Annotated in this window: 15 protein-coding genes; 7 read left to right on the forward strand and 8 right to left on the reverse strand. The window is 47.1% G+C overall.

Annotated elements, in window-relative coordinates; all coding sequences use genetic code 11:
• Window positions 1-54 precede the first annotated feature (54 nt).
• From NLZ44_RS13790 to NLZ44_RS13800, 3 genes are all read left to right on the forward strand, one after another.
• Window positions 55-1,245 carry a hypothetical protein gene (locus NLZ44_RS13790; RefSeq protein WP_493750152.1) on the forward strand — a complete coding sequence of 397 codons (1,191 nt, stop codon included), beginning with the start codon at window positions 55-57 and terminating at the stop codon, window positions 1,243-1,245.
• An 88-nt stretch (window positions 1,246-1,333) separates the two neighbouring features.
• Window positions 1,334-2,044 (forward strand): hypothetical protein, encoded by a 711-nt coding sequence (locus NLZ44_RS13795; protein ID WP_369299409.1) that lies wholly within the window; start codon window positions 1,334-1,336, stop codon window positions 2,042-2,044.
• Between the two features lie 4 nt (window positions 2,045-2,048).
• Complete coding sequence (locus tag NLZ44_RS13800) at window positions 2,049-2,663, forward strand: pentapeptide repeat-containing protein (protein WP_369299410.1); 615 nt, start codon at window positions 2,049-2,051, stop codon at window positions 2,661-2,663.
• Between the two features lie 117 nt (window positions 2,664-2,780).
• Here NLZ44_RS13800 and NLZ44_RS13805 read toward each other — a convergent pair whose 3' ends face one another.
• On the reverse strand, window positions 2,781-5,075 hold the full coding sequence (locus tag NLZ44_RS13805) for a RelA/SpoT family protein (RefSeq protein WP_493750153.1): 2,295 nt from the start codon (window positions 5,073-5,075) through the stop codon (window positions 2,781-2,783).
• 486 nt (window positions 5,076-5,561) lie between these two features.
• Here NLZ44_RS13805 and patD point away from each other — a divergent pair, with 486 nt between their 5' ends.
• Together patD and NLZ44_RS13815 are read left to right on the forward strand one after the other, a co-directional pair.
• Window positions 5,562-5,918, forward strand: coding sequence for a heterocyst frequency control protein PatD (patD, locus tag NLZ44_RS13810; protein ID WP_046320357.1), 357 nt, complete (start codon window positions 5,562-5,564; stop codon window positions 5,916-5,918).
• A 105-nt stretch (window positions 5,919-6,023) separates the two neighbouring features.
• On the forward strand, window positions 6,024-7,613 hold the full coding sequence (locus NLZ44_RS13815) for a TonB family protein (protein WP_493750154.1): 1,590 nt from the start codon (window positions 6,024-6,026) through the stop codon (window positions 7,611-7,613).
• A gap of 61 nt (window positions 7,614-7,674) precedes the next feature.
• Here NLZ44_RS13815 and NLZ44_RS13820 read toward each other — a convergent pair whose 3' ends face one another.
• The 5 genes from NLZ44_RS13820 to NLZ44_RS13840 all read right to left on the reverse strand — a co-directional run bounded on the left by NLZ44_RS13820 (window position 7,675) and on the right by NLZ44_RS13840 (window position 12,677).
• Window positions 7,675-8,163, reverse strand: a complete 489-nt coding sequence (locus tag NLZ44_RS13820) for a rhodanese-like domain-containing protein (protein WP_493750155.1) — start codon at window positions 8,161-8,163, stop codon at window positions 7,675-7,677.
• A gap of 136 nt (window positions 8,164-8,299) precedes the next feature.
• Window positions 8,300-9,658, reverse strand: a complete 1,359-nt coding sequence (locus NLZ44_RS13825; RefSeq protein ID WP_315644845.1) for an MFS transporter — start codon at window positions 9,656-9,658, stop codon at window positions 8,300-8,302.
• A 178-nt stretch (window positions 9,659-9,836) separates the two neighbouring features.
• Window positions 9,837-10,784, reverse strand: a complete 948-nt coding sequence (locus NLZ44_RS13830; RefSeq protein WP_493750156.1) for an N-acetylglucosamine kinase — start codon at window positions 10,782-10,784, stop codon at window positions 9,837-9,839.
• A 75-nt stretch (window positions 10,785-10,859) separates the two neighbouring features.
• A complete protein-coding gene (locus tag NLZ44_RS13835; protein ID WP_008049262.1) occupies window positions 10,860-11,744 on the reverse strand; it encodes a S1 RNA-binding domain-containing protein in 885 nt (294 codons plus the stop codon).
• A gap of 186 nt (window positions 11,745-11,930) precedes the next feature.
• Window positions 11,931-12,677, reverse strand: a complete 747-nt coding sequence (locus NLZ44_RS13840; RefSeq protein WP_008049264.1) for a dienelactone hydrolase family protein — start codon at window positions 12,675-12,677, stop codon at window positions 11,931-11,933.
• 177 nt (window positions 12,678-12,854) lie between these two features.
• Between NLZ44_RS13840 and NLZ44_RS13845 the strand changes: the two genes are divergently transcribed.
• Both NLZ44_RS13845 and NLZ44_RS13850 read left to right on the forward strand, forming a co-directional pair.
• On the forward strand, window positions 12,855-13,838 hold the full coding sequence (locus NLZ44_RS13845; RefSeq protein ID WP_006620819.1) for a GntR family transcriptional regulator: 984 nt from the start codon (window positions 12,855-12,857) through the stop codon (window positions 13,836-13,838).
• A 154-nt stretch (window positions 13,839-13,992) separates the two neighbouring features.
• Complete coding sequence (locus tag NLZ44_RS13850) at window positions 13,993-15,492, forward strand: hypothetical protein (protein WP_493750157.1); 1,500 nt, start codon at window positions 13,993-13,995, stop codon at window positions 15,490-15,492.
• Between the two features lie 75 nt (window positions 15,493-15,567).
• Here NLZ44_RS13850 and NLZ44_RS13855 read toward each other — a convergent pair whose 3' ends face one another.
• Complete coding sequence (locus NLZ44_RS13855) at window positions 15,568-17,082, reverse strand: sensor histidine kinase (RefSeq protein ID WP_493750158.1); 1,515 nt, start codon at window positions 17,080-17,082, stop codon at window positions 15,568-15,570.
• A gap of 55 nt (window positions 17,083-17,137) precedes the next feature.
• A complete protein-coding gene (locus tag NLZ44_RS13860; RefSeq protein WP_493750159.1) occupies window positions 17,138-23,965 on the reverse strand; it encodes an FG-GAP-like repeat-containing protein in 6,828 nt (2,275 codons plus the stop codon).
• Window positions 23,966-23,981: the final 16 nt, after the last annotated feature.

Genomic DNA, 23,981 nt, shown 5'->3' on the forward strand with positions numbered 1-23,981 from the left:
TTGCTGAATGACAGGGGGGCAATTTCGCCCATCTTAGCAAAAAAAACACCCACCATGAGCCAACCTTTTGAATCCTTTGCTATTCCCGAACCTCAACAAGAGGCAAAAAGGGCAGCCGAAACCTTGCGGGAACTGCGCCCAGAACTGTTAGAACCTCGCCGGAAAGCTAATAATTCCCAACAGACCGGAAAGAAGATCGGCTTATTTCTCCTAGGTTTCATTTGGGCAAATCCCCAACAATTCTATGGCAAAAAATGCGTCACTGATGAACTGGTCGAACACTCCCAACTCACCGCCACCGTAATTAGCACTGCTAGTCTGGTTAATGCCATAACCAATCAGCCAATTTTGTTTTTTGCTTTCAAGGAATTTGGCGTTTTGGCTTTCATTTTTAGCCCCATGCTCAACCTGTTACTGGTGCGTTTCACTAACGACAATGGTACTGCTGTCGCTGGACGAAAACGGGGGAATAAGAACTGGGCAAAAGCCGGGGCGGCGGCAATGATCGCTATGTCAATCTTGCAATCTCTGGCGGCGGCGATAGGTAGCGAAGCCCTCAATAATCGCCCGGAACTTAGCAGTTTAAAAGCCCTGGAAATCATCGAGACACAAACTCAGAAGTTGGAGGATATTCCCGCGACAACTCCCGCCTATCTCAGCGCGCGCCAGGAGTACGAACAGTTACGGCAAGAGTTGCCAAACGACCGCAATGATCCTAATTGGGATACATTATATGTCAAATTATACGGTTCCTGGAGCGATCGCGATCGCAATTGGCGGACGGTTCCCACCGAAAATCTGCCCGCCGAACAGCGGATGTTTCGGCTACGAGAGGAGGCGATCGCCATCAAAGAACAAGCACAGCAGGACTGGTCAAATAAATTAGCCAAGCGTCATCAAATCGGCGATGATGTCCTCTTTTTAGCCCAGGAAATGCCCCAATTATTTGCCAGACATTTTGATGAGAATTATCAGCTAATCTCTGGCACCGAAATCATCCGTTTAGCCATGTTAAACCTCACCGATAAAGTGATGCGCTTTGATATTGCCGGGTTGGGAATTTCCCTCGGTTGGATGGTTGTTTCCGTGGTCAGTAGCGCCGCCGCCTGTTGGATGACTCTCGCCCACGCCCGCCGGGAGGATGTGATTATCTCGCGGGATGATGCAGTGGGAGAAGCCATAGAAGCCTATCTCGAATATCTTATTCATGCGGCAGATTTGCCCGATAATTCCCCCAAAAAATAACCATCCAATTTAGGGTGATTTCTACTCTCGCAATACCCGTATATTTTGACACGGTATACCCCCCCATTGGCTCAAATACTTAGCAACCATGAAAGTGATTCCCATGCAACAACCTAATCGTAATCTTAACCATTCTCATGTCACCCCCTTTGAGAATAAACCCGACATTTTCCCCGCTGAAATTAGCGATCGCATTCTGCTGATCAGGTTCTTGGAAAACTACCGGAAAACTGGGCGCTGTGAATCTCTCCCCCAATTGCAAGAAGTCGCCAGGTTAGCTTATCAACGACAACTGACATCCCCCAAACAAGCCCGCGCATTATTGTCCGACCTAGACCATATAGAATCATCTCTACCAGGGTTATTTGACCGTTTAAGCGCCTTGATGTATGATTTTGGCAACAACATTAAAAATGGCAATCAACCCGACTCACGGCAGCGTTTTGAGTTGCTGGATAGCTTGACTGAAACTATCGAATTTCTGGAGCGTTTAACTGCGATCGCCAGGAATCATCCCGATGCTCCAGAACCGGGATTTCAGGAAGGTTTTGCCTCTTGTTATGTGACCTTAATCAAGCAAGTTAATGATGTGCGTTACGGTTTATCTTACTTACAGGAATATCTGCGCCCGCAATGTCTGCAAAATCAACTGAGTTGCTACCCTAATCCTGATTTGAAGCTCATCACTTTAATCACGGGAATAGAAGACCTTTATATCACCGTCATGATGTTAATTCCCCGACTGCGAGAAAACGTCACCCGTCAAGTTCCCCAATTCTGGGGTTCAGTAGAGTATTGATACCATGGAGGATAAACCAATGTTTAACTGGATGAATGAATTATTTAGTAGCAAAAAATCCCCATCCGCCGATATTGACACCCCGGACATTGACGACATTGATCCGGTAAAAACTGCTATGAGTAGCAGCGAGTTTATTAAGCAATTAGAGGCGGGAGAACGCCGATTCAGTAATCTAATGGTGGAAGGCGTGGATTTGCGGGGGTTAGATTTAAGTCACTTAGTCCTGGCTAATTGTGAGTTACAAGACAGTGATTTGAGTTATGCTTGCTTGTCTAACGCTAACTTTAGCCGTACTAAATGCGATCGCACTAATTTCACCGCCGCCTATTTACATGGGGCGAACTTCTATAAAACTAGCTTGGTAGGTGCGAATTTAAGTCACTGTCAAGCTATTAATATTAACCTCAGCCGTGCCAACTTAAAGTATGCTAATCTCACTTGGGCAAATTTAACGGCGGCGAATCTCTCAGCCGCCCAATTAGAAGGGGCTAATTTATCGGGGGCTAACCTAGAAAATACCAACTTAGATTATAATCCTACCCGGGGAAATATCGGTTTAAAAATGCTGCGTTTACCCACAGGATTGCACATTATTCAAGAATCCCGATCCAGTTAATCACCTAGGGGCTGTGGTTAGTTGATGCAGCTACAGCCTTTTCCCAAGGAGGCGGCTGGGCGCCCAGAAGTCGCCCAAATGTGGGAAGCCGCCTCTCTGTGGATTGGCGAATTTAGCCTAGCTTTGATCGCCTCGGTTCATGCGACGCAAGTTGAGAACATCACTGATATTTTTAATTTGTAGACAGGTCTGCTCAAATTGATTGCGATCGCATATTTCGATACCCAACTCAATTAAAGCCGGAGCGTCGCGAAACGTCTTAACCTGAGCGCTACAAACGTTGATATTGTTGTCTTTGAGTCGAGATAAAATATCATTGAGTACCCCCACCCGGTCTAATACCTCAATCTGAATTTTCACCGGATAAGTTTTGGGTCGTCCTTGGTCAATGGGGGTAGGATTCCAACTAACTGGAACTAGGCGATCGCCACTAACCTTGCTAACATTATGGCAGCCTTGGCGGTGAATGGAAATGCCACGAGTCCGGGTCACAGTCCCAATAATTGGCTCTCCAGGAATCGGATTACAGCATCCCGCGATATGGTACATTAACCCCTCTACCCCGGCTATGGGAGACTTGCTAGTAGATGTAGAAGTAGGTACAGACCCATGTAATGTATTTCTAGGGGCTAAATTCTGCATTTGTAGGTTATTAGCCGCCTGTTCCATCGAAACTTCTGGAACCGGACTATTAGCTTTCACGACATCCTGGAGTCGATGCACCACCTGTTTCAGGGTAATTTCTCCATAACCCAAAGCAGCTAATAAATCATCAACACTGTGATAATTGCAGCGATGAACCACTGTTTGCATCGGGGCGGATTTCAGTAGAGATTCCAAACCATTCCGACCCATTTCTTTCTCTAAAAGTTCCCGACCTCTGGCGATATTTTCATCACGATGCGATCGCTTATACCATTGACGGATACGATTTTTAGCCGTGCTAGTTCTGACAAAATTCAACCAGTCTAAACTCGGGTGGCTATTTTTATTGGTTAAAATCTCGACAATATCCCCATTTTTTAACACCGTATCCAGGGGAACCATCCGTTCATTAACCTTCGCCCCCTTGCAATGATTGCCCACTTCACTATGCACCCGATAGGCAAAATCTACCGTAGTGGCACCATTGCTCAAAGCCATCACATCACCATCAGGGGTGAACACATAAACATCCTCATCAAAGAGGTTATTTTTAACCGTATCTAAATATTCCTGAGCATCTTTCAGATCGCTTTGCCATTCCAGTAGTTGCCGTAACCAGGTAAACTTCTCATCGGTTTCTGTTAATTTGCCAAATTCCGAACCGCCAGTTTCCTTATATTTCCAATGGGCAGCAATTCCATATTCCGCTATATGGTGCATTTCTACCGTGCGAATTTGCACTTCTACCGGGCGACCAGTGTTCCCGATAACTCCCGTGTGTAGAGACTGATAACGGTTGGGTTTTGGCAGTCCGATATAATCTTTAAAACGTCCGGGAATGGGGCGGTAAGAATCATGAACTATCGCTAAAGCCCGATAACATTCCTCATTAGTTTCTACGATTAAACGCAGGGCGGCAATATCATAAATCTCATGAAACTGTTTGTGACGTTCTTGCATCTTTTTATAGATGCCATAAAGGTGCTTAGGACGACCGGTTACTTCATAACATCGAATCCCCGCTTTTTCCATGCGATCGCGTAAAATATCCGCCAAGGCTGCTAGTTTTTCTTCCCGAATAGCGCGGCGGTCAGCTACGCGGATTTGAATTTCTCGGTAGGCTTCCGGTTCTATATATTTAAAGGCTAAATCTTCCAACTCCCACTTCAGACGACCGATACCCAAACGGTTCGCTAACGGGGCAAAAATTTCGCGAGTTTCTAAAGCAATACTTCGCTGTTTCGATTCTGACATAAATTCCAGAGTTCGCATATTATGGAGGCGATCGGCTAGTTTAACCACAATCACTCGAATATCTTGAGCCATAGCCAGAAACATTCGCCGGAAATTCTCAGCTTGGCGTTCTGTGGTATTAGAAAAGTTAAACTTAGATAGTTTGGTCACGCCTTCCACTAAATGGCGGACTTCTGGTCCGAAGTGGCTTTCTAATTCTTCCGGAGTGACATCAGTATCTTCGATGATGTCGTGTAGAAAACCCGCCGCCACCATAGCCGTATCACTACCTAAAAATCTCAGTATACCTGCTACAGCAATGGGATGGTTAATATAAGGTTCCCCTGATTTGCGATATTGTCCCTTATGTAGTTGGTAGGCGAATAGGAAAGCCCGCGAGATCAGATCATTGTCTGGAGAAAATGACGGGGTATCTGATGACTCCAGGCTGTGGGAGTTGTCCAAACAATGTTGTAGCCAGTCAGGAACTAAGCATTCGTAGGTGTTTGAGGATGATAGAGTTTTGATGTTCATGGTATTTAGGCCTATTCAATTACAGATACTTGATGACTTTGTAGTTTTGGATACAAAATATGTGGGACTGGGGACCCAGAGTAAAATAGGGCTTTCTCCTGACTAACAGCAGTCAGTATGGAAAAAATAATCGATGATTTGACCGCTGGAGTTTCCACAACCCCGGCGGCGATGCTACTATTGGGTTAGCGATTCATACTCCCACACACAGGCCTTTAGCTGGTGGTTCCGGGAGCGATCGCTCTGAATAGGGGATGTTTTCAGGCTGTGGGAAATATCCTAACTTATCCCCCAGATATTCCCCACATATCCCTGTATACCCCTATAGGGCGATCGCCCATAGCTCAGAACCACAACAATTCACCCAATTGGATGCTAATTGCATAGGGATCACGATTAAGCTAGATTAACCTGGGGTAGGCTGGGTAGCTGTTAGGTACAATTTTTGTCTATGATGGTTAAATAATAGACAAACTTCTTAACATTATGTTAACAAAGGAGTTCCATAAAGCGATCGCACAATTCAGGCAATCTTTGGAAAAACTCCAAAAAACCATGGTTTCTGACCAATCCGATGTAAATCAGATGACTGAAGCCTTTGGCGAGGTTCAGACGGTGTTTGAGAGTCGAATTATGCAGCTATGCGATAGTGACAGCCAGCTACAACTTCAGTCCTACATTACAGAAACCCATAAGCAGATGCGATTGTTGGGATTAGATCTCAGATTTCTGAAAGCCTCGCGCCATAGTGCTACCACCCGGGAGCGACTTGCTTCTATGCGCGATCGCATTTCCATTCTAATTGGATATTCCACAGTTGTGTTAGACAAAACCACAGATTAAGGATTAATTAAGCCCCCACGATTAAAACTAATCGTGCTAAAACAGTAAATGCGATCGAGTACAGCAACAGCTCCCGATATTGATTTGGATTTAACAGGTTTGACCATGACTGCTACCACTTCCGCCATTTCCTACATTCCCTCACTCATCCGTCAACCCACCACGGTTGCTGTACTTGCATCCCTTGGTTTACACGCCGTATTTGCTCTCAACCTGGAAAATATCCGTCTTTATCCAAATACTGTGCAATTACCCCCCAGTGTAGAACTGGTGGAACTATCTCCTAGTCAAATTGACCAGGTTTTTCCAGCACCGCCGCCCCAATTTTCCTTTACCCCCTTTCCTGAACCTCCGTCCTTACCCATGTGGGGTAGCGCCCCCACCCCATCCCCATTTCCTCCCTCAGCCCAACAACTTCCCGTTTTTCCCTCCACATTGCCACAACCGAGGGATAATCCTTTTGGTGTCGTCCCCAGTGGACCCCCCCAAATATTCAACAATCCCAGCAATAGTACATTTTTACCCCCTGTTCAGACTTCCTCCCCGCCGCCTGCTCAATTTAGTTCGCCGCCACCTATTGAGTTTTATCAAACTCCACCCGGTCAACCCAGTTTTCCCGGAAACCGAAACCGTGAGGAATTGTCGCGCCTACAAAATAATCCTCGATTTAGTCATCTGTCACCGGAGGAACAACGATTACTCGAAGAGCAGTTTTCCATGTTGCCACCCCCTCCGCCTAGGCCTCGGTTTCCTGAACATGACCCTAGCTATAATCAACCTCCCCGAATACCTAGGGAATCTGGGGGCTCTGGGGAACCCACCCAGGAGTTCACCCCGGAAACTCAAGTACAACAACCTGATGGGCGGGGTTCAATATTAGCTAGACTAGAGGCAGACAACCAGCGTCGCGCCGAGGCTGTTGGTTCTCCTTCTTCTGATGATGCGGTTGCACCACCTACGCCTACCGGGGAGGTTTCCGATAGTCAATATGCCATGTTAGAAGGGGGAGAAGCTTATGCAAAATGGGTGCTGTCGATGCTGCCAGATTATCCTGACTTGGACACCAGACAACCTCGCACTATCTCGGCACTATATCCAGCAGAAGCCTGTGAGCAAAATCTCAGCGGTCAAGCCTTGGTCGGTGTGATGATTGGTTCTGGGGGTGGCGTAATTGCCGGACCCCGGTTATTAAGGGGAACTGGTTATCCGATTTTGGATGATGCGGCGGTGGCAGCTATTCGCGATATTCCCTTTGAGGGTCAGGGTCGCCCTATTGCTTATCAGTATGATTTTAATTTCGATAGCGAGAATTGTCGGTCGGTGGCTCCGGCTCCGGCTCCGGCTCCGGCTCCCGCTCCGGCTCCGGCTGCTTCCCCAGAATTAGCCCCGGAAAGTGTCCGGGAACCACAACCGCAACCACAACCGCAACCACAACCGCAACCACAACCGCAACCACAACAGGAATTTAACCCAGAATTAGCCCCGGAAAGTGTCCGCGAACCGGAACCACAACCGGAACCACAACCGCAACCACAACAGGAATTTAACCCAGAATTAGCCCCGGAAAGTGTCCGCGAACCGGAACCACAACGGCAACCACAACCGGAACCAGAGGAGCATTCTGGCTCAATACTTCAACAACTACAGGATTCTCTCGAAAATCCAGAGCAATTTTCGGAGGAATTTATTGATTAGTCATGACTTCTCATAGTTGGATAAGGGGCAGTTTTCCGATGAGAAAATAGAGGATTGAGGACTATTTGTCTAAGGTTTCTCCTGCTTCTTTCCAGCCATTAATACTGGGGGCAAATCCTTTGATATTGTTGTAGCCTAATAGTTGTAAGGAAGCTACGGCAATGCCTGTCCGGTAGCCACTGGAGCAGTAAATAACCACCTGGCGGTCATGGGGAATGTCGTCTAGGCGTTCGGTGATGGTCCGTAGGGGAATATTAATTGCTCCTTGGATATGACCTTGCCTGTATTCGGAGGGTTCCCGGACATCAATAAATAAGGCGCGATCGCTTTGGGAAAGTTTTTTAACCTTGGCGACTTTATTTATGTTATAATAGTCGCGGGGCAACTTGTGAATAAACTGATCAACACCCTGGGAAACTTCCTCGCTGGGGGTAATAATCACGGGTGTTTTGGCAGCCTCAGCCGGGGGAATTATCCCCCAATTCCACACCGGAAAAAGTAATCCCCAGCAGCAGATACTAATTACTAAAAGCGCTTTTTTGAGTTTCATAATTGAAAACCAGATCAATGGTCGATGGTTGTAGGGTAGCAACAACACTACCCCCAACCCTATTAAACCATATCGACATCTTTAAAGTAGATTCCCAGCCTCAGAGAGATTAACCGGCGAGAGAAACAGCCATCAATTAAGTAGAGGTAGTAATATCAGCTTGGGTGACAGGTTGCTTAGGACTTTCAAGCATAGTTGATGCTGGTTGTACCCGCTGAGTCAAAGCAGCCGCCATTAGGAAAAATACACCACCAATAATCACAGCAGATAGGCGGTCATTATTCAGGAGATTTCGCATTACCCAACCAAACCCGAGAGAGACGGTGATTTGTGGTAAGACGATAAAGAAATTGAAAATCCCCATATATATACCTGTCCGGTCTGGTGGTAGACATCCCACCAACATAGCATAAGGCATAGATAGAATACTAGACCAAGCAATACCTATACCAATCATTGGTAGGAATAGGAGGTATTGATTATCAATGGTCGCCAGAGAGAATAATCCAACCGCCCCACATATTAAGCAGAAAGAATGGGCAATTTGGCGATTAGTGGATTTTGCTATTTGGGGTAAGATAAAGGAGAACCCGAAACAGACGGCATTATAAGCGGCGATACAAAGTCCAGCCCATTCTATCCCCTCAGAATATAATAGGGAATCCTGATCAACTGCGCCAAAAATATTGCGGGCAACTGCTGGGGGGAAATACAGGAAAATACAATACATTCCCATCCAGGTAAACCACTGTACCCAGGACAATTGTACCATGGTTTCTGGCATATCTCGGAAAGCATCCCAAATGTCTTTTATGCCTTGGAGAATACCGCCTTTATTTTGATTGTTGAAGTTCTGGATATCTTGGGGTGGATATTCTTGGGTGGTTAAGACAGTCCAGAGGACAGTCCCCAAAAAAACGGCCGCGCCGATATAAAAGGAAAATTTGACGGTTAAGGGAATTGCTTGTCCGTCTATTCCGACTGATGAGATGTCAAAAACATGGTTGAGAAACCAGGGGAATACGGAAGCAACTACAGCCCCTAAACCAATGAATAGACTCTGCATAGCAAAGCCTCGCGTTCGCTGGTTTTCGGGTAGTAAATCCCCAACAAAAGCCCTAAAGGGTTCCATGCTGATATTAACGGAGGTATCTAGTATCCATAAGAGACCAGCAGCCATCCAAAGACTGGAGGAACTGGGCATGAAAATTAAGGCAATTGAACTGAGAATAGCACCGACTAAAAAGTAAGGTCTTCTGCGTCCTAAAAAGTTCCAAGTGTTGTCACTCATGTGACCGATAATTGGCTGAACAAATAGCCCGGTGAGTGGTGCAGCCAGCCATAAAATGGGGATTTGGTGGGCTTGAGCGCCTAGGTGTTCAAAAATGGCGCTCATATTTGCCATTTGCAACCCCCAGCCAAACTGAATGCCGAAAAATCCGACACTCATATTGATGAGTTGAAAGAATGTTAAATGTGGTTTTTGGGATGTCATTAATTTAATGGTTATTCAGCAGTTATAGGTCATATTTTGAGATGGTATGGGTTGAATTAGTTGGGGGGTGTTGAATGTGTAACTATAATTAGATGCAGATGTGCGTTTTTTGCCTATAGGCTTACTCCTATTATACCAAATGTCGATCGCAATATATCTATCTAAGGTTCAGGTTAAGTTATTTGAATTTCATAGCCAATAATGCCGCGCCTAATGCAGGTTCGTGACGGGGCCATACTATTTCAGCTTGGGGAGCGATCGCATTAATTCCAGTGATAAATTCGGAGCGTAAATTTGACCAGCCGCGCCAAATACCACCTACTGTTACAATTTCGCAAAAATCACCGGGATTAAATAAATCAGCGATCGCCACTTGAGTAGCCAAAACCAATTCCTGAGCCACATCAGTTATGATAGTTTCTGCTACGGGGTCTCCCTCAGCCGCCACGCGGTCAATAATAGTAGATAATGCCGCCATATCTCGCACCCCTAAACCACGCCTATAAACGGCTTCTATGAGCCTTTCAGGAGACTTTAAACCGAGTTCATTGAGTAACTCTTGAGTCAAGCGAGTTGGCGGTAAACGGCCATCAAACGATCGCATAACGGCGCGCAACCCCCGGACAGAGATATCATAACCGCCGCCTTCATCACCCAAAATATAACCCCAACCACCAACCCTTTTTATTTTCCCGTGGTGGTTACGTCCAAACACCTGAGAACCTGTCCCAGCCATAGCGACAATTCCGACATCATGACCCAACCCTCCCACGAGTGCGATCAGACTATCGCCGCCAATAAACAAATTTTCCGGTGCAATATTCCAATTAATTTGTAGTTGTTCATTGGACTGAATTTGTCGCACCAATTCCCGCACAATTTCGATATCTTCGGGGCGACCCACCCCCGCCAAACCCAACCCCAAACTACCAATAGAAATCCCCGGTTGGTGATAGCTAACGGCTTGAGAAATGGCGTTTTTAATAGCCATTGTGGCGGCTAACAAACCGATACTTTGATAATTCGAGGGTCCAGCTTCTCCCCTACCTAAGACCTGATAGCGATCGTCAATTAACAGACAAACAGTTTTCGAGCCACCCCCATCAATTCCTAGTCCATAAACCATCAATAAATCACCATCACTTTATCAGTTAATTCACGGGTTCGGGCAACTAAAAAGCTGCCCGATTTTCGGCGATATTTAAGCTGTAAGTAACTTGCGAGCCCTTTCGGCGCGTGCTTCGGCAGAATCCATCACTTCGGGGAATTTATCGACAATTTCCCCGGGGTAATTTTCCAGAAGTCGAGTAGAAAGAGACACGCGCTGGCGACCCTCTTCTAGGCTAATAACTAAGGCTTTGACGGTTTGACCTATGGTAAATATATCAGGGAGAGAACCGACATATTTTTGGCTAACTTCCTTAATATGAATCAACCCAGTTACGCCTTCTAGTTCGATAAACACACCAAAAGGTTTAATACTTCCGACAGTTCCCTCTACCAGTTGACCAACTTGAAGCTGGCTAAAGGAAACGGATTGAGAAGCCATACGTTGAGACAGTACCAGCTTTTCACGATCGCGATTAAATTCGAGAACAGTGACGGTGATAGTTTCACCGACCAAAGCCTCTAAATTATCCCGAACCAGGAGATGCGATCGAGGAATAAATCCGCGCAAACAATCGGCATCTACAGTCACGCCGCCGCGATTAACGCCAGTAACTACTACCTGTAAACTTTCGGAATTTTCGGCGATTTCTGACAAATTATCCCAAGCCTTTTCAACTTGCAATTTTCGCAGAGACAGTAATACCTGACCATCGGAGTTTTGGTCACGGATAATCAAAAACTCTTGTTCTTCACCTAGGGGTAAAATCTCCGATAGATTATCCCCTGCGGTGAAGGAGATTTCGGACATGGGTAAAAATCCGGGTGATTTACCACCTTTGATTTCAATATATGCACCATTAGAATCATACTCAAATACCCTACCTGTCACGATTTGCCCTTTTTGTAAATCATAATTATGAGCTTCTAGGGCTTTGGCAAAATCATCAATTGAAAACGACTGATTTCCTGTAGTCATAGAATAAACCAACCCAACACAAATTCACACTGTAACCCGTTCTCGCACTTTCCCTGGATTTCCGAGTTTTGGCTGCTCTCTGAGAACAAAAGTCTAAGATATCCTAAGATGAGAAGCCATTTAGTAGACCGAATTGAAAGGGTTAAGCGATATGCGATCGCCAACCCCTCAAGGGTTCCCAAGTTCCTAAGAGCCGGTTAGTTCCTGAGCGAACAGTTCCCTAACTTGTTTCCAGGCATCTTCAGCAGCATCTTTATTATAGCTATCTCGCTGCTCACAGAAAAAACCGTGGGTGGCTTGATAACGAAAAATACGATGGGGAATCTTATATTTTTGCAGTTCCGCCTCAATTTGGTCAACCTCAGAATTAGGGATTAAAGGATCTTCGGTACCAAAGAAGCCATACAGAGTCCCTTTAATTTCGGGAGTGCGAGTGACGGTAGCAGGTCCGCCGCCGGGAGTTCCGGTAACAATTCCCGCGCCATAGAAGGAAGCGATCGCCCCCAGGTCAGGGAGGGTAGCAGCCAAATAAGTCACATGACCACCAAAACAGAAGCCAATAGCCCCAAAAGGCGCATTTTTGACATGATCTTGCTGTTTGAGGAAATCAATAGTGGCTTGAATATCGCTCAGGAGTTCCAGGGCTGTAGTTTGTTCCTTGTATTTGCGTCCCAATTGCAGATCGGCGTCGGTGTAACCGACCTCAAAACCGGGAGCCAAGCGTTGGTAAATAGCAGGAGCGATCGCCACATATCCTAGCCCAGCAATGCGATCGGTAACATCTCGGATATGGGAATTGACCCCAAAAATTTCTTGGATCACCACCACACCGGGATACGGTCCCCCCTGGGTAGGTTGCGCCAGATAAGCCGCGATATTCAGATCGCCATTTTTAACGGTAACATGATTGGTACGAATCTCTAAATCTGCCATAATTCCATGATTCAGTTATTTTCGGTAACACAGGAAAGCCAGCCCCAAAATCATCCATGGGCTGATCATGCTTTACTGGTTACACTTTAAAGTATCTCTCAAACCCGACAGTTCCCCTAACCGTCAAACCCCACCGCAGGCTAAAGTCTGCTCATACCGACCCTCTGGAAATTGGTTATGGTTCAGTTTTACATTCAACCCGATAGCGACATTCCTGCTTCCAATCAACTTTTTAACCAAATTCGGTTTGCCATAGCTTCTCGCCAGTTTCCCCCAGGACACCGCTTACCCAGCACCCGTCAACTGGCGATGCAAACAGGACTACACCGCAATACGATTAGTAAAGTTTATCGACAATTGGAAGACCATGGTTTAGTAGAAGCCCAAGCCGGGTCAGGAATTTATGTGAAAGCCTTGGGTCATGAAGGCGGTTCCCGGGCTAGTTCTCCCATTTTGGAGCATTACCCACAAGCTAACCAAATTATTCAACAGAGTTTAGATAACTTATTATCCCAAGGCTGTAGCCTCAATGAAGCCCGCGAACTATTTTTAGCGGAAATTGACTGGCGGTTACGTTGTAGCGCCCGCGTCTTAGTCACAGCCCCCACCCAGGATATTGGTATTGGTCAGTTAATGGCTCAGGAGTTAGAAGTCGCCCTAAAAATTCCGGTCCAACTCATACCCATTGAAAAACTAGCAGAAACCATAGAACAGGTTCCGTCGGGAACTGTGGTCACCAGTCGCTATTTTATCGGACAAGCGGAAGCTGTAGCAGGTCCGAGGTCGGTGCGGGTCATTCCGGTAGACATTTATGATTTTGCTAAGGAAATTGCTTTGGTTCAACAGTTACCCAAAGGAACTTATTTGGGAATTATTAGCCTCAGTTCGGGGTTGTTACGAGCCACGGAGGTGATTATTCACAGTCTGCGGGGGGATGATGTATTAGTTATGACTGCTCAACTGCCAAATGACTATAGAATTAATGCTATTGTTCGCAGTGCTAAGGTCGTGATTTGCGATCAGGCTAGTGTCAAAGCTGTTAAGGATGCCATACTGGCTAATCGTGAGGAGATTATCCGCCCCCCTCAGTTGGTTTGCTGTGAAAATTATATCGGTAGCAAGTCGATTAATTTGCTCAAGCGGGAACTAGGCTTAAATTAATGGCTCGCTACAGCTTGTTCACCAGTCGCTTAATAGATTGCCCTCACCCTAAATCTGGATCCCAGAGGGGGAGAGGGACTTTGAGATGTGATCAGATGATTTCTGAACAGGCTGTAATCTAACAATTTTCCTATTATTACGTTAGGAGTGAAGTATGAAGGCAACCCTTCAAGAAAAACCATCATTGACTCGAAATTATCCGACTACAAGGGATACATCTACAGGCCCTGATTTGCCCAATCCTTTTGAGCATGAGTCGGAGTATGATACTGCGATCGATGATGCTGAAAATCCTTTTGACCCGCAGGATTTGGAAGATTTGGTTCTGACTGTTGACTGGGAGGAGGACTCTCAGAAATCTCCGGGTTTACTCAGGAAAATTCTGCTCTCTCCTCAAATGGGGGTTGGGGTGGTGGTGGCTTTGGCTTGTTTGTATACTCTGACCCGTCCCTGTGTGATTGGAGAGTGTCGGGAAATTCACCAGGCGAGGAGTTTGGCTCAACAATCACAAAATACTATCGAAACTGTACCGACGGCTAGAGCGCCGGGATTGGCTCGTCAGGAGTTGGTAGGAGCGATCGCATTACTGCAAAGCATTCCCTGGTGGTCTCCTCATCATTTGGAGGCGCGGATGCTATTGAGGGATTATCAGTCTGAACAACAGAATTTAAGTTCTGTGGTCACGGCTTTGACTATGGCTGGGGTGGCGGCGCAAATGAGTCAAAATCCCCCCCACCCTATGGATGATTGGCTGAAAATGCAGCAGTTATGGGAAGATGCGATCGCTCAACTACAAAAAGTCCCCCCAGAGAGCATTATTTATCCCTTTGCTGAAACCCGCCTAACTCAATATCGTGGCAATTTAGCCACAGTCCGTGGGCGGCTCTCATTGGAGCGAGAAGCCCAGCAAACCCTGGAAAGGGCAAAAAACACGGCACAGGTGGCTGGGGCGCGTCAGGGGGTCGCTAGACACGCGGAAAGTTGGCAATTGGTCTATGATACCTGGCAAAGTGCCACCAATATTCTGGCATCGATTCCACCGGGTACTATGGCTTACCAGGAGGCTCAATTATTACGGGTTCGTTATCAGCCCCGCTTGGAAGATGCTCGCGATCGCAAAACTATTGAACAGGTGGGTTTGGAAGCCTATAACCGAGCTGTAAATAATGCTGACCAAGCCCGCATTTTTGCGGAACGGGAAGCCTGGAATGAAGCCTCTCGCGCCTGGGGTCGTGCGGTTTCTTTTGCTAATAATGTGCCTCAGAGTAGTTCCTATTACCTAGAAATGCAGTCCCTAATACCAGGTTATAATCAAGCATGGCAACAGGTACAGGCTCAGGTGCAAATTGAATCGCGCTTAGAAAAAGCACGGGGGGATCTCAGTCGCACTTGTGCGGGAAATCCGAAAGTCTGCAATTATGGCATTAGTCGTGATTTGATTACAGTCCGGTTAACTTCTGAGTATGTTCAGCAAATTAAAAACTCGGCAATTGCTGGAGATAGGGCGGGAAATCCACAGCCGCGATCGCAGGCGAAAAACCATGTTAATACACTGATTGTAGCTTTGGAGTCTATTAGCGATAATGCTAAGATTCCCCTACAAGTTTATATGCCAGACGGTCAGAAAATCGGCACTCATTTTCCCTCAATGTAATACCCCTATTAGCATATTGGGCGGGCGAAGACGACCATAACCCGCCCTTACATAGCACCCAACCAAACACGCCAATTATGAATTACTTTGTTGCAGGGGGAAGGTAACAGTAACGGTTGTTCCCTGATTAATTGCACTTTCCACGTCAATTTTACCTCGATGATGATCAACGATCGCTGATACGATCGCCAAACCTAGCCCGGAACCTGATGTCTGGGGGGTGTCGGAAATCTGAGTAACTTCCCCAGATTTTTCCGCCTCTAAATTGGGGCGGGCTGGATCTACTCGATAAAAGCGATCGAAAATTTGGGGAATAGCTTGTGGGGGGATACCAATACCATTATCTTTGACTAGGACCTGTAAGCCCTCAAACTGTTCTTGCCAATGGTAGTATTCTTTGGAGTTACCATGATGCGGCGATCGCTTATTTTTGGGGAGATATTGCAGAGTTAAAGACACCTCTCCCCCTCTGGGAGTATAGCGGAGACTATTACTGACTAAATTAATCAACAACCGAACCAATTGATCGCGATCGCCCTCCATAGTGAACCAATCAGTTTCCGTTTCTGGGGGTAAAGTATCACCCGCCGACAACAGGGAAGGAGGGTCCACCAAATTCAGTGATAAATTAATATCAGCCGCCTCCGCGTTAGCAGACTGTTCCTCCATGACTTCCATCAGCAAAGCATCGAGGGGAACAGAAGTAAACTGAGATTCGACAATTCTACCATCGGTGCGGGCTAAAAATAGCAAATCATCCACCAAGCGCCCTAAGCGTCTGGTCAACCTTTCAATAACCTGTAATTGCTGATGAATATCTGCATTAACATCAGTTTCTGCTAAAGCCACCTGGACATTAGTTTGAATAGTGGCGATCGGGCTACGGAGTTCGTGGGAAGCATCAGCCGTAAACTGTTTAAGATGTTGATAGGATTCTCGCACAGGTTCGATCGCTAATTCCGATAAAAACCAACCAATAGCCGCCACGGAAATTAAAATCATCACCCCCCCCATAGCCAAATCGGTTAATAATTGACGAATAGGCTTTGTCACCTCAAACCAGGGATGACTGACCCGTAAATATCCCAACACCTGGCGACCTCTTTCTACGCGGTCTGTGACCTGTCGCAAGACCACTTCCTGAGAGGTGAGGTGAGAATTTCCAGAAAGTTGACTAGCCAAAGACCAATGATGATCGGTTAGCCTGACAGTTTCGCCATTGCGGTGGGTATGGAGGGGAATATCAAGGGGTTGAGAGAGGGTAGACCATAACAACTCTCCGGTGGGGCTGAACCATTCTAAATCAATATGGTCATCATCAGCAGCAGCATCAACATTATTGCCAAAACTGGCTTCCACATTAACAGTGATAAGCCCCACCCCCATGGAAGATGGGGAAATGGGGCTGAGGGCGGGTTCAATGACAAGCGATCGCTCTACTACCTCGACGACATGGTTGAGAGTGTCATCAATGCGATCGATTAACGTATTGCGGACATACAGATAAAACCCACTAGCAAATAACAACAACAAAACCGCAGTTACAGCAGTGTACCAAATCGCTAAACGTCTTCGAGTAGCTTGGAACATAGGGGGAGACCATAACCAGAGACAGTGGGGGTTTTTTGCCCCCACAAGTACCTAGTTAGTATACAAAAGTGTCGAAGTCATTTTGGCTAATGGTATTAGCATCGACACCCAAAAGTTCCGCCAGCACTGCTGACCCAAACAGAATCTGAGTTTGACCCCCAACAGAGGCGATCGTCAGTTCCTCAAAAGTTAATCCACCATCCAGGAGAATCATATCCTGACCAACGGTGAAATCAGTAATCGTATTAGTGCCATAGGTAGCAGCAATCACAAAGCGATCGCGACCCTCTCCACCCGTCAGCGTATCATTACCTTCCCCACCAATCAGGATATCATCACCTTCTCCACCAAAAATCAGGTCATCACCTTCTCCACCAAAGAGAGTGTCATCTCCTGAGTCTCCGAATAGGGTATCATTTCCCGAACCTCCGTGGATCAGGTCATTTCCTTGACCGCCATAGATAAGGTCATCTCCTGAACCACCTAAAATGGTGTCATTACCCTGGTTTCCAAACAAAGTATTATTACCCTCATTTCCTTCGATGAAATCATCACCAAGACCACCCCAAATCATGTCATTTCCGCCGCCACCAGAAATCGTGTCATTTCCTTGACCGCCATAGATTTCATCATCACCAAGACCACCAAAAATCAGGTCATTTCCTTTGTTGCCAAACAGCGTATCATTTCCCGGACCCCCCATGAGGGTATCGTTACCCACCTCGCCGAAAATCAAATTATTGCCATTAGCAATAACCATGTCATCCCCAAGACCGGCGAGGATAATATCATCTTCTTCAATACCTACAATCACATCATCCCCTTCTGTTCCCTGAATTACGCCATCATCGTTGGTAAAGACTCCCGGAGTTGAAGGCATAATGTCGGGTGAGAAAAACAGGGGGAAGGATATAGGAGCAATGAAGTTAGCCAGATTGTACAACGTAGAAACCCCAGGTGGTGTCACTGGTGCTGTCGGTGTTTCTTCAGTGTCCTCAACAATAGGTTCAGAAGTCGGTTCATTGGGTGGCATTTGAGGCATCACAAACACAGGAGGAATTGTGCTAATCACATCATCTTGTACAAGTGCCTCATCAACAGGAGTTTCCTCATCAACAGGAGTTTCCTCATCAACGGGTTCATCCTCGTCTACAGGTTCATCCTCGTCTACAGGTTCATCCTCGTCTACAGGTTCATCCTCATCAACAGGAGTTTCCTCATCAACAGGTTCATCCTCATCAACAGGAGTTTCCTCGTCTACAGGTTCATCCTCATCAACAGGTTCATCCTCATCAACAGGAGTTTCCTCATCAACAGGTTCATCCTCATCTACGGGTTCTTCAATTGGAGGGTCGGTTTCCGAATCGTCAGGTTCGGGAGTTACTTCAGACTCAGATATCACATTTAGGAAAACTGGATGGGGGTCGTTAGAATAAAACTTGCCATCAGTAACTCGGAAAAGAAAGCGGTTCAAACCCTCGACCAGATCGAAATTATTTAGATCGTGATCGTAGACCAATAAACCCGCTTCAATATCAGCAACGTCAATCTCGTCCCCATTCGCGACTTCTTCATCTCGGAGTTTAAGGGTTCCCCAAAATGGTTTTTCTTCGACAATTATAGATTTTAAAGTGTCATCATCGTCGCCCTTAGTAAACGGAAAGTCCGAGACTTGGAAGACATACTGACTATCTTCGGGGACTGAGATGCTGAAGCCCTCAGTATCGGGAGGGTGGATATTGTCGGCGGTGTAGGTGGCGTTATCAAAGCGTTCTTGTAAGGCCTTTGAAGAGAAGATGTCGTTGTATTCTTGAACGGTCATATCGTCCAACTCACCTTCGCGAAGTTGAGTCAGAATGTCTTGGATTGACTCGGATAAACGTTCGATCTTTGCATTGACCCGAAAAACATTCCGATAGTTGTCAGTTTTTTCTTGATTGATAATGGCGTTGTAAGCCTCGATTGCCAGGTGGCGAGATGCTTCTTTAATTGCGACTGACAAAATTCCAATTTTGCCATTGTACAAGTCGGCGATATCTAGATCTCTTATCCAACTGGAAACCAACTCGCCGACATCATTTACAATTCCTAAATTATTTTCGTTTAAATTGGGACCGGTGAGTGAATTAGCAAGCAAATCTAGAACTCGGTCAATTGGTTCTCCTGTTAGAGTAGCAAATAGCTCGCTGACTAACTGGGTTTGCGCTCCTATCAAAAAGTCATAGGATTCTGCGTCCAAAAAAGTGGAAAGATTGATAATTTCTTCACTGAATCTCGGGTCGAGGATCAACAGATCGAGGTCGTCATAGCTTTGACCGTCGATACTGACCAATGAATTTTCATCTTGATTTGTCCAGAAACCGAAGACATTTGGATCAAAAATGCGGAGTGTATTGGGGTCGGTAACTTCTGGCTGCTTGACATCAGGATCATTACCAGAGGAATAGAAGGCTGAGAACGCTAGGTTGGCATTCGGCTGGAGATAATGATGCCATCGGTGACGAATTAAATCTTTAGCAGCCTCAACGGGATCTTCAATATTACTATCAACAGCCAGTTGACGCGCGATACGTTCCACGACGCTTGTAAATGGGGTGATTCTGGTAATTTCCGAATGGGCGGGCGCTGTTAAAATGCCTTCGTATTGAAGTTCCGAACCGGAATTCATCCCGCCGGTGGTGACTAATCGCCCTTCCGTCAAGTCAATAATGCCATTTTGGTTCGTATCAATTTGAGCAAGAGTTTCCTCATCCAACAAAAACTGAAATTGTCCGTTGCGATCGGTGGTAGTTTGGATTTCCTCTTCATCGAGAATGCCATTAAAATTCGTATCTAGGAAGACCGTTCCTTCCTGGATGTAACCATTGACAGCCTTGCCCTGAAGCGGAGAGAAGAAATGACGATAAAAATCAGAATATTTAGTATTCTTTCTTCTCTCAAACGAGAATGATAGATATTCATCGGTTTCCGACCAACCTCTTAATTCTATGATACGAGAACTAACAGGATTTAATTCCATATCATATTTAAGTTTTAGAGGGGATAGTTCTAATTTTATGATGCTCAAAATCTCCCCATTGTTCCTCCCCCCAGCAATGTCAATGGTTGCCCCCGGAATATATTGTCTTAGTAACTGGACAAACAATTCATAATCTGATTGAGCTTTAAACTCATTCTGAATTACCAGGCTTTCTTCGATTACCCCAAAAAATGAGTTTCTGAAATCAAATTGGGAACTGCCAAAGCTGACCTTCAAGTTCTCCGCGCTAAAAATCGTACCGCGATCGCGCAAAAAATTGGGATTGTCCGGGGCGGGGGCATCATTAACCGGGTTAATAGTGATGCTGGCAGTGCCAGTGTTGGCGCTATAAGCCATGTTGCCGCCATTGTCGCTAACATCTGTAGTGCTACCGACTGCGAGTCCATCTGATTTATCCCAGGCGCGGAAGTTGTAAGTGGCTTCTCCTGTATAGTTGCGGTTGGGGACAAACCGGACTTGGCTGTTGTCGTCCAGGAGTAGGGCGTTGGTTTGGCTAACTGCTGGGAAGTCTACCCAAGTAGTGCCACCGTCCGTGCTGTATTGCCAAGTGCCGTTGCTGGTGTCGGCTTCATAGATGGCTTTGGCGGGTGAGGCCAATACAGAGTCATTAGTCAGTTCATCTAGGGTGATGCGGTCACCAATTATTATCCCTAAATTATTGCCTGTGGGGTCGGTAGTGCCTTGGTTAATGGCTGTTAGGGTGAAGTTGGTTTCATTGAGAATTGGTGCTTGTTTGACCGGGTTAATAGTGATGCTGGCAGTGCCAGTGTTGGCGCTATAAGCCATGTTGCCGCCATTGTCGCTAACATCTGTAGTGCTACCGACTGCGAGTCCATCTGATTTATCCCAAGCGCGGAAGCTGTAAGTGGCTTCTCCTCTGTAGTCGGGGTTGGGGACAAACCGGACTTGGCTGTTGCCGTCCAGGAGTAGGGCTTTGGTTTGGCTAACTGTTGGGAAGTCTACCCAAGTAGTGCCACGGCCCTTACTGTATTGCCAAGTGCCGTTGCTGGTGTCGGCTTCATAGATGGCTTTGGCGGGTGAAGCCAATACAGAGTCATTAGTATAGACTCGACTGATGCGGTCTGAACCATTCGAGCCCGTGAGTAGGATGTCGATAAAGCCGTCGCCATTGAAGTCCGCTGTCGCTACCGAACTGTCGTAAACACCGGTCAGGTCGATATTGGTAGCGTGGGTAAATCCGCCACTGCCATCGTTGAGATAGACTTCGCTGATGTCCTTCCAGCTACTATCGCGGCCCGTGAGCAGGATGTCGATATGGCCGTCGCCATTGAAGTCCGCTGTGGCTACCGAACTATAGCGAACACCGGGCAGGGAGATATTGGTGTTGTGGGTAAATCCGCCACTGCCATCGTTGAGATAGACTTGGCTGATGGGGTTCTTGCTCCTATCTTCGCCCGTGAGCAGGATGTCGATATGGCCGTCGCCATTGAAGTCCGCTGTGGCTACCGAACTGAAGAAAACACCGGTCAGGTCGATATTGGTGTTCTGGGTAAATCCGCCACTGCCATCGTTGAGATAGACTTGGCTGATGTTCTTCCCGCTACTATCTTGGCCCGTGAGCAGGATGTCGATATGGCCGTCGCCATTGAAGTCCGCTGTGGCTACCGAACCATCGCCAAGACCGCGCAGGGAGGTATTGGTGGCCTGGGTAAATCCGCCACTGCCATCGTTGAGATAGACTTGGATGTCGTTGTTCCACACAGTCTCATGGCTCACGATGATGTCGATATGGCCGTCGCCATTGAAGTCCGCTGTGGCTACCGAACCATCGCCAAGACCGCGCAGGGAGATATTGGTATTGTGGGTAAATCCGCCACTGCCATCGTTGAGATAGACTTCGCTGATCTCCTTCGATCTACTATCGCGGCCCGGGAGCAGGATGTCGATATGGCCGTCGCCATTGAAGTCCGCTGTCGCTACCGAACTGTCGTAAACACTGGTCAGGTCGATATTGGTGTTCTGGGTAAATCCGCCACTGCCATCATTGAGATAGACTCGGCTGATGTTCTTCCTGCTACTATCTTCGCCCTTGAGCAGAATGTCGATATGGCCGTCGCCATTGAAGTCCGCTGTGGCTACTGAACTATACCGAACACCGGGCAGGTCAATATTGGTGGCGTGGCTGAAGTCTAAGATTTTAGGCAGTTCATCTACGGTGATGCGGTCACCAATTATTGTCCCTAGGTTGTTGCCTGTGGGGTCGGTAGTGCCTTGGTTGATGGCTGTTAGGGTGAAGTTGGTTTCATTGAGAATTGGTGCTTGTTTGACCGGGTTAATAGTAATGCTGGCAGTGCCAGTGTTGGCGCTATAAGCCGTGGTGCCACCATTGGTGCTAACGTCGGCAGTGCTGCCGACGGCGAGTCCATCGGATTGGTCCCAGGCGCGGAAGCTGTAAGTGGCTTCTCCTCTGTAGTCGGGGTTGGGGACAAACCGGACTTGGCTGCTGCCGTCCAGGAGTAGGGCGTTGGTTTGGTTAACTGCTGGGAGGTCTACCCAAGTAGTGCCACCGTCCGTGCTGTATTGCCAAGTGCCGTTGCTGATGTTGGCTTCATAGATGGCTTTGCCTATTGGGACTTCTATTGGGTCGTTGAGATAGACTTGGCTGATGCGGTTCCCGCCACTATCGCGGCCCGTGAGTAGGATGTCGGTTTTGCCGTCGCCATTGAAGTCCACTGTGGCTACTGAACTATACCGAACACCGGGCAGCTCGATATTGGTGTTGTGGGTAAATCCGCCACTGCCGTCATTGAGATAGACTTGGCTAACGGGGTTCCCGCCCCTATCTTCGCCCGTGAGCAGGATGTCGATATGGCTGTCGCCATTGAAGTCCACTGTGGCTACCGAACCCCGGTAAACACCGGGGGTCAGGAAGGTGGAGGTAAATCGGCCACTGCCATCGTTGAGATAGACTTTGCTGATGGGGTTATTACGACTTTGGCCAGTGAGCAGGATGTCGATTTTGCCGTCGCCATTGAAGTCCGCTGTCGCTACCGAACTATTTTTAACACCCTCCAGGAAGATATTGGTGTTGTGGGTAAATCCGCCACGGCCATCGTTGAGATAGACTCGGCTGATGGGGTTGTTGCTACTATCAATGCCCGTGAGCAGGATGTCGATTTTGCCGTTGCCATTGAAGTCCACTGTGGCTACCGAACCCCCGTCAACATCGACCAGGAAATTATTATCACTGTTCGTCCAGACAAATCCGTATCTGAAATTTTGGAGAAAGTTGAGATAGACTTTACTGATGCGGTTTGAACCATCCCAGCCCGTGAGCAGGATGTCGATGCGGCTGTCGCCATTGAAGTCGGCTGTGGCTACTGAACTATTTTCAACACCGGTCAGGGAAATCTTGGTGTTGTGGGTAAATCCGCCACTGCCATCGTTCAGATAGACTTGGCTGATGAGGTTCGTGCTACTCTCAAACCCCGTGAGTAGGATGTCGATGTGGTTGTCGCCATTGAAGTCCGCTGTGGCTACCGAACCAAAGGTAACACCCGTCAGGGAGATATTGGTGTTGTGGGTAAATCCGCCACTGCCATCGTTCAGATAGACTCGACTGAAGCGGTTTGAACCATCCCAGCCCGTGAGTAGGATGTCGATTTTGCCGTCGCCATTGAAGTCCGCTGTAGCCAGGGAACTGTCGTCAACACCGGGCAGCTCGATATTGGTGGCGAGGCTGAAGGCCAGGGTTCCATCAACGATGATGCTGTCAATATCAATAATTGTCCCCAGGTTGTTGCCTGTGGGGTCGGTAGCGCCTTGGTTAATGGCTGTTAGGGTGAAGTTGGTTTCATTGAGAATTGGTGCTTGTTTGGACATTGCGATCTGTTCCTAA

This window comes from Arthrospira sp. PCC 9901 (assembly GCF_059013425.1).

Excerpts from the sequence above, each read along its gene's own strand:
- NLZ44_RS13840 (WP_008049264.1), bottom strand. The coding sequence starts at position 12,677 with ATGGCAGATTTAGAGATTCGTACCAATCATGTTACCGTTAAAAATGGC.
- NLZ44_RS13790 (WP_493750152.1), top strand. The coding sequence starts at position 55 with ATGAGCCAACCTTTTGAATCCTTTGCTATTCCCGAACCTCAACAAGAG.
- NLZ44_RS13825 (WP_315644845.1), bottom strand. The coding sequence starts at position 9,658 with ATGACATCCCAAAAACCACATTTAACATTCTTTCAACTCATCAATATG.
- NLZ44_RS13805 (WP_493750153.1), bottom strand. The coding sequence starts at position 5,075 with ATGAACATCAAAACTCTATCATCCTCAAACACCTACGAATGCTTAGTT.
- NLZ44_RS13815 (WP_493750154.1), top strand. The coding sequence starts at position 6,024 with ATGACTGCTACCACTTCCGCCATTTCCTACATTCCCTCACTCATCCGT.
- NLZ44_RS13795 (WP_369299409.1), top strand. The coding sequence starts at position 1,334 with ATGAAAGTGATTCCCATGCAACAACCTAATCGTAATCTTAACCATTCT.
- NLZ44_RS13830 (WP_493750156.1), bottom strand. The coding sequence starts at position 10,784 with ATGGTTTATGGACTAGGAATTGATGGGGGTGGCTCGAAAACTGTTTGT.
- NLZ44_RS13820 (WP_493750155.1), bottom strand. The coding sequence starts at position 8,163 with ATGAAACTCAAAAAAGCGCTTTTAGTAATTAGTATCTGCTGCTGGGGA.
- NLZ44_RS13835 (WP_008049262.1), bottom strand. The coding sequence starts at position 11,744 with ATGACTACAGGAAATCAGTCGTTTTCAATTGATGATTTTGCCAAAGCC.
- NLZ44_RS13855 (WP_493750158.1), bottom strand. The coding sequence starts at position 17,082 with ATGTTCCAAGCTACTCGAAGACGTTTAGCGATTTGGTACACTGCTGTA.
- patD (WP_046320357.1), top strand. The coding sequence starts at position 5,562 with ATGTTAACAAAGGAGTTCCATAAAGCGATCGCACAATTCAGGCAATCT.
- NLZ44_RS13845 (WP_006620819.1), top strand. The coding sequence starts at position 12,855 with ATGGTTCAGTTTTACATTCAACCCGATAGCGACATTCCTGCTTCCAAT.
- NLZ44_RS13800 (WP_369299410.1), top strand. The coding sequence starts at position 2,049 with ATGGAGGATAAACCAATGTTTAACTGGATGAATGAATTATTTAGTAGC.
- NLZ44_RS13860 (WP_493750159.1), bottom strand. The coding sequence starts at position 23,965 with ATGTCCAAACAAGCACCAATTCTCAATGAAACCAACTTCACCCTAACA.
- NLZ44_RS13850 (WP_493750157.1), top strand. The coding sequence starts at position 13,993 with ATGAAGGCAACCCTTCAAGAAAAACCATCATTGACTCGAAATTATCCG.